This window comes from Pseudoalteromonas sp., from assembly GCF_036960685.1.
In the GTDB taxonomy this organism is placed as follows: Bacteria; Pseudomonadota; Gammaproteobacteria; order Enterobacterales; family Alteromonadaceae; genus Pseudoalteromonas.
The window spans coordinates 33,809-48,207 of the sequence record NZ_JBALXK010000006.1; the positions used below are offsets into that span (position 1 = coordinate 33,809).

General features: G+C 42.3%; 11 protein-coding genes. 3 read left to right on the forward strand and 8 right to left on the reverse strand.

Annotated features, from left to right (window positions below):
* Window positions 1–61 precede the first annotated feature (61 nt).
* From V7783_RS07165 to dapB, 6 genes are all read right to left on the reverse strand, one after another.
* Window positions 62–1,276 carry a winged helix-turn-helix domain-containing protein gene (locus V7783_RS07165; RefSeq protein ID WP_335678134.1) on the reverse strand — a complete coding sequence of 405 codons (1,215 nt, stop codon included), beginning with the start codon at window positions 1,274–1,276 and terminating at the stop codon, window positions 62–64.
* 12 nt (window positions 1,277–1,288) lie between these two features.
* Window positions 1,289–2,335 carry a S66 family peptidase gene (locus V7783_RS07170; protein ID WP_335678135.1) on the reverse strand — a complete coding sequence of 349 codons (1,047 nt, stop codon included), beginning with the start codon at window positions 2,333–2,335 and terminating at the stop codon, window positions 1,289–1,291.
* Window positions 2,336–2,463: 128 nt separating this feature from the next.
* Window positions 2,464–2,940, reverse strand: a complete 477-nt coding sequence (greA, locus tag V7783_RS07175; protein ID WP_064667004.1) for a transcription elongation factor GreA — start codon at window positions 2,938–2,940, stop codon at window positions 2,464–2,466.
* A 51-nt stretch (window positions 2,941–2,991) separates the two neighbouring features.
* Window positions 2,992–6,210 carry a carbamoyl-phosphate synthase large subunit gene (carB, locus tag V7783_RS07180; protein WP_283710621.1) on the reverse strand — a complete coding sequence of 1,073 codons (3,219 nt, stop codon included), beginning with the start codon at window positions 6,208–6,210 and terminating at the stop codon, window positions 2,992–2,994.
* 16 nt (window positions 6,211–6,226) lie between these two features.
* The gene (gene carA / locus V7783_RS07185; RefSeq protein ID WP_064667006.1) at window positions 6,227–7,363 is read right to left on the reverse strand and encodes a glutamine-hydrolyzing carbamoyl-phosphate synthase small subunit; all 1,137 of its coding nucleotides are present in this window, start codon (window positions 7,361–7,363) and stop codon (window positions 6,227–6,229) included.
* 207 nt (window positions 7,364–7,570) lie between these two features.
* Window positions 7,571–8,368: a 4-hydroxy-tetrahydrodipicolinate reductase gene (gene dapB, locus V7783_RS07190; RefSeq protein ID WP_335678136.1), complete on the reverse strand. Its 798-nt coding sequence runs from the start codon at window positions 8,366–8,368 to the stop codon at window positions 7,571–7,573.
* A gap of 264 nt (window positions 8,369–8,632) precedes the next feature.
* On the opposite strand from dapB, the gene V7783_RS07195 reads away from it, so the two are divergent.
* Window positions 8,633–9,946 (forward strand): Na+/H+ antiporter NhaC family protein, encoded by a 1,314-nt coding sequence (locus tag V7783_RS07195; RefSeq protein WP_064667008.1) that lies wholly within the window; start codon window positions 8,633–8,635, stop codon window positions 9,944–9,946.
* A gap of 143 nt (window positions 9,947–10,089) precedes the next feature.
* Entirely contained in the window at window positions 10,090–10,866 is a 777-nt protein-coding gene (locus V7783_RS07200; RefSeq protein WP_064667009.1) for a hypothetical protein, read from the forward strand.
* A 73-nt stretch (window positions 10,867–10,939) separates the two neighbouring features.
* Here V7783_RS07200 and V7783_RS07205 read toward each other — a convergent pair whose 3' ends face one another.
* Together V7783_RS07205 and pssA are read right to left on the reverse strand one after the other, a co-directional pair.
* Complete coding sequence (locus V7783_RS07205) at window positions 10,940–11,467, reverse strand: GNAT family N-acetyltransferase (RefSeq protein ID WP_335678137.1); 528 nt, start codon at window positions 11,465–11,467, stop codon at window positions 10,940–10,942.
* Between the two features lie 101 nt (window positions 11,468–11,568).
* Window positions 11,569–12,894 carry a CDP-diacylglycerol--serine O-phosphatidyltransferase gene (gene pssA / locus V7783_RS07210; RefSeq protein ID WP_064667011.1) on the reverse strand — a complete coding sequence of 442 codons (1,326 nt, stop codon included), beginning with the start codon at window positions 12,892–12,894 and terminating at the stop codon, window positions 11,569–11,571.
* A gap of 290 nt (window positions 12,895–13,184) precedes the next feature.
* Here pssA and trxB point away from each other — a divergent pair, with 290 nt between their 5' ends.
* The gene (gene trxB / locus V7783_RS07215) at window positions 13,185–14,135 is read left to right on the forward strand and encodes a thioredoxin-disulfide reductase (protein WP_335678138.1); all 951 of its coding nucleotides are present in this window, start codon (window positions 13,185–13,187) and stop codon (window positions 14,133–14,135) included.
* The last annotated feature ends 264 nt before the right edge of the window (window positions 14,136–14,399 follow it).

Here is a 14,399-nt window from a genome sequence, read left to right on the forward strand (position 1 = left end):
TAACGCTGAATTAGCCTACCCAGTGCGTAATTACTGAAGCTTACGCACTGCTATTGTAGTTTCAAAACAATGACTTTAATAGATTCTGCAGTATAGGTGTTAGCCGTTGTGGGTGAACTTGATTTAGTGACACTGAGTTACATTGCTGGAATGCGATAAATTCCATGATTGCATTACCAAAAGCAGTTATTACAAGGGAAATATCCAATTCATAGACCTCTAAGTGCAACGATTTGATCTCTAAATGAGCTGTTTTACGGTGCACTTTGCAATCCATGCGGCCAATAAACACATCAGCAAACAATAGCGGTAAGCAAAAGTAACCATATTGGCGTTTTGCCTCTGGAACGTAGCATTCTAATTGATAGTTAAACTGAAACAATGACTTTAAACGTTCTCGCTGGATCACGCTATTATCAAAGGGGGAAAGGATTTTCAGCTGTTCGCTGACACGAATTCGAGTTTGCTCAAAACCCCCTGTTGGCAAAAAGTACGATTCACCATTAGTAAATTGCAGTTGCTCTAATTGGCTTTGCTGTAATCGCGTATTTACGAGGTTTTTTATAGCTGCTTTTAACTGAGTATTACGGCGTAAATAAGTTAATCCTTTTATTGAAACAAGCCCATGACAACGTAATTGTTGATCTAAAATATGCTCTGCATATTCTGCCATACTCGGCATCTGTAAATTCACTTCTGTTGGTAGCACGCGCTCTGTGAGATCATACACTTTCTCGAAGCCTTCACGGCTACTCACCATTAAATCCCCTTCCATGTATAACTGCTCCAACGCTTTTTTAGCAGGCTTCCAATCCCACCAACCATTACTTTTGTTGGTACTGCTTTTAATATCACGTGAGCGTAAAGGGCCATCATTACGGATGCGTGTAAGCAGTTCAGCCATCAACTTGCGATCACTGTCTTTATACCAGTGGGTTTGACCACTTTTTATTGCATGTTTATAAAGCAAAGAAAAACGAAAATCTGCGATTGGCAAAAAAGCCGCCGCATGCGCCCAATACTCAAAAGTGGCTTTGTTATGCAACATGCAAGTTAACATATCAGGCGAGTAATTAGGGACTCTAGAGTGCAAAATATGATGATGCGCACGCTGTACAACGCTAATGCTATCAATTTGTACATAGCCAATTTGATTAATCGCCTCACAGGCACCTGCTTGCCCTACCCCAAAGGGCCGTTTTTGCAATAACCCCTGTGCCGCCAGCGCTATACAGCGTAAGCGTTTAAAATCTTCTGCGCTGTTAACGTGGATCATAAACGCTCACTTTTAACTTAAATTGGTGGTGATTTGTGCATCGCGCACCTTTGCATTCTCAAGCTTTGCCAATACTTTTACTCTGGCACCATTGACTAAACATAAATTGGGTGCGATATGTCCGATATCAGCATCAATAATGACCGGGAATAAGCAGGTACCAAGGGATAACTCAAGCGCTTGATAATATTCAGCTTGTTGTTCGGGATTTGTCGCTGCACCATTTCTGCCAATAATTAGGCCGTTAATATCACTGAAAATGCCACTTAATTTCAGCGATATTAAAAACCGCGTTAGCGCATTAGCATTAAGCTCGGCATTTTCTAAGTATAAAACCAGCCCATGAGGCGCAAATTGTTTTTTAAATTCATCCAGTGCTACAAAGGGTGATGGCAGTAATAAACCAAGGGTGTCTAAGCAGCCGCCAAATAACCGCCCAGATAGCTCTACTTCGCGGCTATCTTTGACGTTTAAACAACGCCATTGGCTCGGTTGCGTGAGTGAAAATAGCGCATCAGGTACTTTGGCATAATTAATTGCATCAGCTTGATAACACGGCGCGGGTGTTTGCGTAAATTCACTACCCGCTTCGAGCTCAAGCGTTTTAAATACTTGTAAGCAGTGAGTATCTTGCTCGTTTGGATGCAGTTGCATTAAGTTGGTACAATGTAATGTTGCCCAGCCGCAACGTGCGGTTAATACACAAGCAAGCGTGCTGACATCTGAAAAGCCAACGAGCCATTTCGGGCGAGCTTGTTTAATTGCATTAAAATCCAGGTATGGCAGCACTTCCATGGCAAGTTCCCCACCCCAAGGCGGCATAATTGCCGCAATGCTATCATCAACTAAAAACGCCATCAGCTCATCGGCGCGTTGTTTTGCTGGGCTACTTTGTTGCCTTACACATTCGCCCTCCACTACTTGGTAACCACGGCGTGTTAAACCGCTAAGTACGCGCTCAAGGCGTGGCTGGAAGACGCTATCAACACCGGATGAAAAGGCACAAATGGCGATTTTATCGCCGTTTTTTAATGCATCTGGAAAAGTAATGGCTGTCATCAACATCTACAAATTATCAATACGTTAGCTTAACGTACCCAATTTATTAAAGAATGTCGAGGTTGTTTGAGGCATAAAAAAACCGATGCTGGCATCGGTTTTTAAAAGCGTGAAAATGAGTAAAGTAATTAAATGTACTGCACTTCAATAACTTCGTATTCAACATCACCATTTGGCGTTTTAATGATCACAGCATCGTCTGCTTGTTTACCAATTAAACCGCGAGCGATTGGTGAGTTAACCGAAATACGGTGGTTTTTAATATCCGCTTCATCATCACCAACAATTTGGTAGGTTACTTCAGCATCGGTTTCAACATTTACAATCGTTACCGTAGTGCCAAAAATAACTTTACCGGTGTTTGGCAATTTAGTTACATCAATAATTTGTACATTTGAAAGCTTGGCTTCAATTTCTTGAATACGGCCTTCACAAAAACCCTGTTGCTCACGCGCAGCATGATATTCAGCGTTTTCTTTTAAGTCACCGTGTTCACGTGCATCAGCTATATCTGCAACGATTTTTGGACGGGTAACTGTTTTTAATTCGTTAAGCTCTTTGCGCAGTAAATCAGCGCCACGAACTGTCATCGGAATTGATTGCATACTTTTCTCACTTAATCCCAAGGCCGCGCATAACGGCCTTGGCACATTTCCTTAGTTCAATCTCAGGTGTAGTTCTTGAACTGACGTTACTTTGCTACGGTCGTCTGCTTGGTTAGCAGTACAGTTAGCAAATGCCGCATTAAGCGTCGTCGTATAGTTAGTCTTGTGTTGCAATGCACCACGACGTAACACCTTCGAATCTTCGATCGCTTGGCGACCTTCGGTGGTATTAACGATATAGCTATACTCGCCATTTTTGATTCTATCAAGAATATGCGGGCGACCTTCAAATACTTTGTTTACACGGCGTACCGCAATTCCAGCATCTTCAAGGGCTGCAGCTGTGCCACCTGTTGCATCTAGTTCAAAACCAAGCTCAGTCATGGTTTTAGCTAGTTCAACAATACGTGGTTTATCGCTATTACGCACTGATAGTAACGCGCGGCCACCGCGTGGTAAAGTGTTGCTTGCACCTAATTGTGCTTTTGCAAAGGCTTCAGCGAATGTATCGCCCACGCCCATTACTTCACCCGTTGAGCGCATTTCTGGGCCACGGATTGGATCTACGCCTTGGAACTTAGCAAACGGTAATACTACTTCTTTAACGCTGTAGTAAGGAGGAATTACTTCTTTAGTAATACCTTGGCTTGCAAGCGATTGACCCGCCATACAGCGCGCCGCTACTTTAGCAAGTGCTACACCGGTTGCTTTTGATACAAACGGTACAGTACGCGCAGCGCGTGGGTTTACTTCGATTAAGTACACTTTGCCATCTTTAACAGCAAACTGAGTATTCATCAAACCAACTACGCCAAGCTCAAGTGCCATATCTGTTACTTGCTTGCGCATTACGTCTTGCACTTCTTGTGATAACGAATGTGCTGGTAATGAACAGGCAGAGTCACCAGAGTGAACACCGGCTTGCTCAATGTGTTCCATAATACCGCCGATGATCACTTGCTCGCCGTCGCAAATTGCGTCAACGTCAACTTCAATCGCGTTATCTAAGAAACGGTCAAGTAATACTGGCGCTTCATTTGATGCAGATACGGCTTCGGTCATGTAACGACGTAAGTCTTGCTCGTCATAGACAATTTCCATAGCACGACCACCTAGTACGTACGAAGGACGTACAACCAGTGGGAAGCCAATTTCAGCTGATTTAGCAATTGCTTCTTCAGTTGAAGTTACCGTTGCGTTTTCAGGCTGTAGTAAATCTAAACGCTCAACAAGTTGTTGGAAACGCTCACGGTCTTCTGCGCGGTCAATGGCATCTGGCGAAGTACCAATCACTGGCACACCATTCGCTTCAAGGGCACGAGCAAGTTTCAGTGGCGTTTGACCACCGTACTGCACGATAACGCCTTTTGGCTTTTCAACACGTACGATTTCAAGTACGTCTTCAAGGGTAATTGGCTCGAAGTATAAACGGTCTGATGTATCGTAGTCAGTAGACACTGTCTCAGGGTTACAGTTAACCATGATAGTCTCGTAACCGTCTTCACGTAGTGCAAGCGCCGCGTGTACACAACAGTAATCAAACTCAATACCTTGGCCGATACGGTTAGGGCCGCCACCGATAACCATGATTTTATCACGATCTGAAGGGTTCGCTTCACACTCTTCATCATAAGATGAATACATGTAAGCGGTGTCTGAGCTAAATTCTGCAGCACAGGTATCAACGCGCTTGTACACAGGCACGATATTTAATTGGTGACGCTTTTTACGAATTTCAGCTTCAGAAACACCGGCAATTTCAGCGATACGTGGGTCAGCAAAACCTTTACGCTTTAATTTACGTAGAAAGTCTGCATTTAAGCCAGCCATGCCAACTTCAGCGATTTTCGCTTCATCTTTTAAGATGTCTTCGATTTGCACTAAGTACCAAGGGTCAATCTTAGTTAGTTCAAACACGTCATCAACGCTCATACCGTGACGCATTGCGTCTGCAATGTACCAAATACGCTCTGCACCTGGCTCACGTAGTTCGCGGATAATTTTTTCTTTTGCTTTAGGGTCATCAAGCGCCACAATCGGGTTAAAGCCCGTTGCACCTACTTCAAGGCCACGTAATGCTTTTTGTAATGACTCTTGTTGGTTACGACCAATCGCCATTACTTCGCCCACTGATTTCATTTGCGTAGTTAAACGGTCGTTTGCACCGGCAAATTTTTCAAAGTTAAAGCGAGGAATTTTTGTTACTACGTAATCGATTGACGGCTCAAATGACGCTGGAGTTTTACCGCCAGTGATATCATTTTGTAACTCGTCTAACGTGTAACCGACTGCTAACTTAGCAGCGATTTTAGCAATCGGGAAGCCCGTTGCTTTTGACGCAAGTGCAGATGAGCGTGATACACGTGGGTTCATCTCGATGATAACCATACGGCCATCAACTGGATTTACACCAAACTGTACGTTTGAACCACCGGTTTCAACACCAATCTCGCGTAGTACTGCCATAGAGGCATTACGCATGATTTGGTATTCTTTGTCGGTTAGGGTTTGTGCTGGAGCCACAGTGATTGAATCCCCTGTGTGCACGCCCATTGGGTCAAAATTTTCGATAGAACATACGATGATGCAGTTGTCTTTTTTGTCGCGAACAACTTCCATCTCATACTCTTTCCAGCCGATTAATGATTCATCAATCAATAACTCGCTAGTTGGAGAAAGGTCTAAACCACGTTCACAGATTTCTTCGAACTCTTCTAGGTTATACGCTACACCACCACCGGTGCCGCCCATAGTGAAAGAAGGACGAATGATACATGGTAAGCCAATGCGCGTCATAGTATCGCGGGCTTCTTCCATTGAATGAGCAATTTCAGCACGTGGACATTCAAGACCAATGTTTTTCATTGCTACGTCGAAGCGTTCACGGTTTTCTGCTTTATCTATTGCATCAGCTGTTGCACCAATAAGCTCAACGCCGTGTTTTGCCAATACACCGTGCTTATCAAGTTCTAATGCACAGTTTAATGCAGTTTGACCACCCATAGTGGGCAGTACTGCATCTGGCTTTTCTTTTTCAATAATTTTTTCAACAACTTCCCAGTGAATTGGTTCGATATACGTCGCATCGGCCATATCAGGATCAGTCATAATTGTTGCAGGGTTTGAGTTAACTAAAATAACTCGATAGCCTTCTTCTCTAAGTGCTTTACACGCTTGAGCACCAGAGTAGTCAAATTCACAGGCTTGGCCGATTACAATCGGGCCTGCGCCTAGGATAAGAATGCTTTTTATGTCGGTACGTTTTGGCATTGTTACTCCGGTATAATTAGTTGTTACGTGCTTGCATCAAGTCGATGAAGTGATCAAATAATGGCGCTGCATCGTGCGGACCTGGGCTTGCTTCTGGGTGACCTTGGAAGCTAAACGCTGGCTTATCAGTACGATGAATACCTTGCAAGGTACCATCGAATAACGATTTATGCGTTGCACGAAGGTTATCAGGTAGCGTTGCTTCATCCGCAGCAAAACCGTGGTTTTGTGCAGTGATCATAACTACATCGCGGTCTAAGTCTTTCACTGGGTGGTTACCACCGTGATGACCAAACTTCATTTTTACTGTTTTAGCACCTGAGGCGAGTGCTAACAATTGGTGACCTAAACAAATACCAAAAATTGGTGTCTCTGTTTCTAAGAAGGTTTTAATTGCTTCAATCGCGTATGTACACGGCTCTGGGTCACCTGGGCCATTTGATAAAAAGATACCATCTGGGTTAAGTGCTAACACGTCGGCTGCCGAGGTTTGTGCAGGAACAACGGTTAATTTACAACCACGGTCTACAAGCATACGTAAAATATTACGTTTTACACCGAAGTCATAAGCGACAACGTGAAATTTCTCATCTTCTGCGTTCAAGGTTTTAAACCCTTCACCCAGTGTCCAGCTTGATTCATTCCACTGGAAATTTTCCTTGGTTGAGACTACTTTTGCTAAATCCATGCCTTTTAAGCCTGGGAAGGCTTGCGCAGCTGCGAGCGCTTTGCTTTCGTCGATATCATCACCTGCAATAATACAGCCGTTTTGAGCGCCTTTATCGCGCAAAATACGAGTCAATTTACGAGTGTCGATATCTGCAATACCTAAGATATTGCGTTGTTTTAAGTAATCATCTAACGATTGCTCGTTACGAAAATTACTTGCTAGCAGTGGCAAATCACGGATCACAAGGCCTTTCGCCCAAATGTGACTCGCTTCTTCGTCTTCGCTGTTAGTACCCGTATTACCGATATGTGGGTACGTCAAAGTTACGATTTGTTCCGCGTATGAAGGGTCGGTCAGGATTTCCTGATAACCAGTCATAGACGTATTGAATACTACTTCGCCGACTGACATGCCGTCAGCGCCGATTGCAGTACCGCGAAACACTGTGCCGTCTTCTAGAACTAACAGAGCGGATTTAGTCAAGTTAACCTCCTAACAGTAAAAAACGGGAGTAAAGTCATTTGCTTTACTACCCGTTTATAGCGATTGGAAACACGCAATTATGAATTTTTGGCAAATTGGCGCTATTCTATAGTAATTTCGTATTTAGGTCTAACCCTATTTCAATAATTACTAAAAATAAGCGCTATTAGCTAAAAAAACCACCAAAGCGCCAAAAATGCAAGAAAACTACTTCAAGTCAAGCACATCTTGCATATCATAAAGTCCTGCCGGCTTATTTTTCAACCAGCCTGCAGCTCTTACTGCGCCTAACGCAAAGGTCATTCGAGAACTTGCTTTATGAGTTAATTCAAGCCTTTCGCCAGAAGTTGCGAAATATGCGGTGTGTTCACCAACTATGTCGCCGCCTCTGAGTACCGAATAACCAATTTCATTTTGCGATTTTTCTGTTTCTACTTTGCTACGGTCAAACACCGCAACTTCATCGTGATCCCAGCCTTTTGCAGCGGCAATAGCTTCACCAATGGCTAAAGCTGTACCCGATGGCGCATCAATTTTATGGCGGTGATGCGCTTCAAAAATTTCAATATCTAAATCATCACCAAATTTAGTCGCGGCGGTTTGCACTAAATTCAACAGTATATTTACGCCCACACTGTAATTACGCGCAAACACAATAGGAATGTGCTTAGCCGCCGCTTGTAACGCCAGCATATCGTCATCATTTAGGCCTGTTGTGCCAATTACCATCGGGATGTTTTCTGCCACGGCTATTTTTAAATGCTCACGCATTCCCGCAGGAAGGGTAAAATCAATCAATACGTCAATATTGCCTACATTACGCTCATCACTGAAGTTAACGGTTGGAGGTGCGGCACTATTTAATTGATTAACAGCAATATTTAATAAAGGTGAACTGCTTCGTACATAGGCTGCTCCCAGCTCGGCATGATTATTTTTATGTGCGGCTTCAACTAATGCCAGCCCCATTCTTCCATTTGCGCCAAATACGCCGATTCGATTCATTTTAATTAACCTTTGCTTTTATGTTGGCTAGATTTTATCTAAAACTCATGTAATAGTCAGGTACGCCTTTTAAAATAATAATAACAGATACCCATAGACTTTAGCCATCTATACATTTAAACTTCTTTCTTTGCGCCGATTTGGTCTTTGGCTTGCGGGCGCTGTTGAGTTACTTATCACTTTGATAAGCACACAACTAAATGCTGCTAAAAGAAGGATGTTTTTGCTGCACTAGTTGCTACGAGTTATCTAACGAGGAATATGATGCAGCCATCATTTAATAAAACTAACGCAAAGTTATCTTTGCTGCCGCTACTTACGTTTGTCGCCTTATTTTTAGGCGCGGGTTTATACCTGCAATCTCAAGGGGTTGATTACGCTTTTTATCAGCTCCCTGCCCCTGTTGCGATTTTACCGGCGATCATGCTGGCGTTTATCCTTAATAAAAACACCATTAATCACAGTGTAGAAACCTTTATAAAAGGTGCTGGTCACAATAACATCATTACCATGTGTTTAATTTACTTACTTGCAGGTGCTTTCTCCGCCGTTGCCGGCGCTACAGGGGGTGTTGATGCTGTTGTAAATGCCGGTTTATCACTTATTCCCCCTGCTTTACTGTTACCGGGTTTATTTTTAATTGCTGCGGTGGTCTCAACCGCCATGGGTACGTCAATGGGTACAATTGGTGCAATTGGCCCGATTGCTTATGCGGTATCGATTAAAACAGGCATTGATCCTGCGTTGATGGCCGGTACGATTGTTTCTGGCGCCATGTTTGGTGACAACTTATCAATTATTTCTGATACCACTATTGCCGCAACCCGTACTCAAGGTTGTGAAATGAAAGATAAATTCCGTGAGAATTTAAAAATCGCCTTGCCTGCGGCTATCCTGACAATTGGTTTATTATTGTTTTTAACCCCAGCAGCACAAGCGGTCGAAACCAAAGATTACGATATTCTATTAGTACTGCCTTATGCATTTATCTTAGTGCTGGCGGTCATGGGCTTTAATGTATTTGTAGTACTGTTCAGCGGTATTATATTTGCAGCATTGATGGGCTTTACTGGCAGCTATGAAGGCGCCAGCTTTGTGAAAGACATTTACAAAGGCTTTACGGATATGCAGGAAATCTTTTTGCTATCTATGTTTATAGGTGGCCTGTCTGAGTTTATTCGCATTAATGGCGGCTTAGATTATATCGCGCAAAAGATTCAAGCGATCACTAAGGTAATTGCTAAGTGGCACCGAAAAGTGGCTGATCAACTGGGTATTGCGGCATTAGTGATGACCAGTAACCTGTGTATTGCTAACAATACCGTGTCTATCATCGTAGCCGGTCCTATTGCTAAAAAGTTGGCTGATGACGGTGAGATAAGCGGTAAGCGCTCTGCCAGCTTATTGGATATTTTCGCCTGTGTTACGCAAGGCTCTCTTCCTTATGGTGCACAAGCGTTACTACTTGGCGCGACATTTAAAATTAGCCCGTGGCAAGTATCTACTTCATCATACTACTGTTTTATATTAGCGTTTACTGCAATTGCGGTGATCTGCTTACGTCGTAATAAAGCATAATTTATTAAGCAGATACGCTAACTTTGCACGTATCTGCTATAATCTTGTCTTGAACTAGAGCATGTTGCACCTTTAGGATTAAAGTTTAGTTAGTCATAAAGTGAAGCATGTTTAGATAACAACCTTAGATTTGAGATAAAACATTGAAAAAAACCGTCGTCTTCGCTGCCATTTGTTTGGCAAGCACCTCTAGCCAAGCGGCTAACTGGAGCAACACAGCATTACACCTTAACAATGGTGATTTTAAAAACCCATTCACAGGGCAAAAATCAAATACCACTATCGCGTCTTTACAGCACGCATCAGCCTATGATTATGGCGATAACTTCTTCTTTATTGATTATATTAATGACGCCACTGATGATGGCTATCAAGATAAAGATTTTTACGGCGAGTGGTACTCAACATTCAGTCTGTCGAAAATATCCGGCAACGATATGTCTTATGGAGCGATTGCTGATATCGGCCTAACGGCGGGCTTTAACGCAGCCGGTGATTCAAAAGTATTAAAGTATTTACCCGGTGTAAAAGTAAACTGGCAAGCGCCTGGTTTTACCTTTCTATCAACGTTAGTGACGGCCTATATTGATGATAACGATGGCGTTGCTCGTGGTGGCGCACCGATTGAAACAAATAGTTGGATGCTAGATGTAGCATGGGGTTACCCGTTTTCGATTGGATCGCAAAAATTTAACGTAACGGGTCACGTTGAGTATATAGCTGAACGTGAAAATGAATTTGGTGAAGACGTAAAAGCGTGGATCTTAGCGCAACCTATTATTACTTGGGATTTAGGCCACGCCATCAGTATGAAAGAAAATACCCTGTTACTTGGCCTTGAGTGGCAATACTGGCATAACAAGCTAGGCACTGACACCACCGAGTCGGTACCGCAGTTTCACGTCGAGTGGACGTTTTAGCGAGTTAGCGAGAATAATAAAGCGCGATATCAATTGTATTGCGCCTTTTTTTATTATTTACCATCTGCACTGTTCACGTTAGCTTTATTTCATATACACCTAAACGCTGATGCTTATTAGCAATGAAGATTGATGTGTCCTTTTGATAATATTTAAATTGTGCGCCTGCGCGTTGCACAACTTTAATGCTCGCTAGGTTTTCGTCTAAACAACAAAACTCAATCACTTTTGCGTGACTATTATTTTTTATATAAGGCACTATTTTAGTAAGCACTTGATTCATGACTCCTTGCCCGCGTGCAAAATCAGCTAACCAATAACCGCATTCAGCAACTTTACTGTCAGGATCAATGTGTTTAATACCAAATACACCGCTTAAGCGATCGCCTCTATATATCGCAAACCACTGAGCGCCCGCTTTATTGCTGTCTAGTCGTTCAGCTATATACTGCTTAGTAGTATTAACATCTATTATGCCATCAACCCAAGGTAAAAATTGACTCAGATTTTCCCGACTATCGGCGATAACTGAATAAAGTTCAGCGGCAAAGCTAATAGCTAATGGCTTTAACGTTATTGAATCTGAAATCACGAGCTCCATTTAATCAACCTCAGCGACTTTTGCTAAACGCATATGGATCAGCGGAAACGGCTTTCCTTGGCCGTCTAATTCTGAGCGCCCTATTTGCTCAAAGCCTTTACTTAAATAAAACGCTTAATAATAAAGTCGACTTTGACACGTTTGGCTTGACCTAATAGCTTTTTAACTGCTGGCGGGTAATCGTCCATGGTTTCTAAATCTTCAGCACCATTTAGACGGCGGCAATGTTTTAATATTTCAGCTCTTTCATTATCAATAGCCGACATTAAGCTTTGCTCTGGGTCTTCTAATAAAATACCGTTTTCAATATCTAAACCCCATGCACGCGGGTTTAAATTATGACCACTTAATAAATGATATTTACGATCAGCACAAATGCCTTTTAAATGAAACGAATTAGATTCGTGCTGCCACAAATAAACATTTAAATTACCATTGTTGATATGACGTTTTTGCGATTTTAAAAACTTATGCAAAATCGTTTCATATAGATACGGCAAAGCGCCAATTTTACTAAACGGCTCACTTGGCGGCAGGTAAAAGTCATTGGCGGTTTTATCACCCACAACAATGGTTACTTGCTTGCCTTGTTTTAGTAAGCGGCGCAATGAGCGCATTAACGGTGCAGGGAAATTAAAGTATGGGGTGTAAAGTACTAATTCTTGCTCTGTGGTATCAAATAATGATTTGATCACCCTGTTGAGCTCATTACTACGACGCCCTAGCCCCAAAAATAACCTGACACCTAACGCTTGCTGATTCTGCACATTACTGTGTGCATAGCCCGCTTGTTTTAAAGTACGCATCAATTGTTTTTGCACAACTTTAATATCATTAAACTTTGTTAGCGGCCGCATATCAATACGCGGTACGGCCTCTGAGCTCAACAGTTCTTGCTCAATAAACTTAATAATAGAATCACACAGCGCAGCCTGCTTGACCAAAAAATAACGGTCTAGTCGGTAGCGGTCTTGATACTGTAAATACACATTGTTTAAGCTGGCGCCGCTATAAAGCAGCGTGTCATCAATTACAAAGCCTTTTAAATGCAATACACCAAATAGTTCTTTGGCTTTTACTGGCACACCAAATATTTGTACATTGGATTGATACTTTTCTTGGTATTCACAATATAAGCTAGCGTTTCCGTCTGACTTTGCAGCACCAATTAAACCGCGTTGAGCACGATGAAAGTCAACCAACACTTTAACTTCTAACGCTGGGTTGGCAAGTGACGCCAAATGTAACGCTTCGAGCACTTCGCGCCCAGCTTCATCATCTTGTAGATAAAGCGTGGTTATATAAATGCGTGTTTTAGCCTGCGCAATTAGTGTTAATAAATGTGTGCGATATTCTTGTGCATTGGTTAAGACGTTAACGTCTTTTGAAGTCAACCCGTACGCGGGTTTTTCCTGCCAAAATAACATAGTTGCCTATTCACTTAGGTCACCCTTTTACAGGGTCACAAATCAAAATTAGTTAAAACATATCAAAAAAACACAGTTTGGTCATGAATTAACGCCATGCGCTTCGTTAATACTGAATTAATAGCTCAGATATCATACAAATCGTACACTTATCGCAATTCTAGTACACAATATTTGACAGCTTTGCGATTTAGAAAAAAAAATAATCGCCGCTTTTATTTACTTCCCCCTTGTTTCTCTTAAAATCGAGCGCATTAATACGCTATTGAAACGTTTAGGATAGAAATAACATGAGTGAAGTAAAACATTGTAAGTTACTAATTTTAGGATCTGGCCCTGCAGGTTACACCGCAGCAGTCTACGCAGCGCGTGCAAACTTAAACCCGGTATTGATTACGGGCATGCAACAAGGCGGTCAACTTACAACCACAACTGAAGTTGAAAACTGGCCGGGCGATGCTCATGGTTTAACAGGTCCTGCATTAATGGATCGTATGAAAGAGCATGCCGAGCGCTTTGAAACTGAAATTGTATTTGACCATATTCATACTGTTGATGTGTCTAAACGTCCATTTACATTAACTGGCGATCAAGGCACATATACGTGTGATGCATTGATCATCGCAACGGGCGCTTCAGCTAAATACTTAGGCCTTGAGTCTGAAACTAACTTCCAAGGCCGAGGCGTATCAGCCTGTGCTACTTGTGATGGCTTTTTCTACAAAGGTCAAAAAGTAGCGGTTGTTGGCGGTGGTAATACCGCTGTTGAAGAAGCACTTTATTTATCAAATATTGCTGAAGAAGTTCACGTAATTCACCGTCGTGATAGTTTCCGCAGTGAAAAAATCCTCGCGGATCGCTTAGCTGAAAAAGCGGCAAACGGTAATGTAGTACTGCATTACAACAGCACGCTTGATGAAGTACTGGGTGACCAAATGGGCGTTACCGGCATTCGTATTAAAGATGCAAATTCAGACGCCACTGAAGAACTTGATTTAGCTGGTGTATTTATTGCCATTGGCCATAAACCAAATACCGACATGTTCGTAGGCCAACTTGAAATGAAAGACGGCTACTTAGTGGTTGAGTCAGGGCTTCACGGTAACGCAACGCAAACCAGCGTACCGGGTGTTTTTGCAGCAGGTGACGTGTCTGATCATATCTACCGTCAAGCAATCACTTCTGCGGGTACTGGCTGTATGGCTGCATTAGACGCTGAACGCTTTTTAGATAATCTATAATTTAGAATCTAAATTAATTAGGGGCTGAATTTTCAGCCCTTTTTTGTGCCCGAAAATTAGTTAAACGATACAAGCTTCATTCACCGTGTTTATAGTGAGAATTCATTATATATATACAATTAATGGCTTAGGTGCGATAGGATCTAAGGCCGTGCAATGAATATCGTCAAAGTATAGTAAGTAAAACTAGCTATAATTATAGCTGGGCACAAAAGCTTTATTCATTTAGGCATTACTAGATACTGTAAAATCAGTTAAAATGCT

Coding starts and splice junctions, on each gene's coding strand:
- dapB (WP_335678136.1), bottom strand. CDS start 8,368: ATGAATCGAATCGGCGTATTTGGCGCAAATGGAAGAATGGGGCTGGCA.
- V7783_RS07165 (WP_335678134.1), bottom strand. CDS start 1,276: ATGATCCACGTTAACAGCGCAGAAGATTTTAAACGCTTACGCTGTATA.
- pssA (WP_064667011.1), bottom strand. CDS start 12,894: ATGTTATTTTGGCAGGAAAAACCCGCGTACGGGTTGACTTCAAAAGAC.
- V7783_RS07205 (WP_335678137.1), bottom strand. CDS start 11,467: ATGGAGCTCGTGATTTCAGATTCAATAACGTTAAAGCCATTAGCTATT.
- greA (WP_064667004.1), bottom strand. CDS start 2,940: ATGCAATCAATTCCGATGACAGTTCGTGGCGCTGATTTACTGCGCAAA.
- V7783_RS07170 (WP_335678135.1), bottom strand. CDS start 2,335: ATGACAGCCATTACTTTTCCAGATGCATTAAAAAACGGCGATAAAATC.
- carB (WP_283710621.1), bottom strand. CDS start 6,210: ATGCCAAAACGTACCGACATAAAAAGCATTCTTATCCTAGGCGCAGGC.
- V7783_RS07195 (WP_064667008.1), top strand. CDS start 8,633: ATGCAGCCATCATTTAATAAAACTAACGCAAAGTTATCTTTGCTGCCG.
- trxB (WP_335678138.1), top strand. CDS start 13,185: ATGAGTGAAGTAAAACATTGTAAGTTACTAATTTTAGGATCTGGCCCT.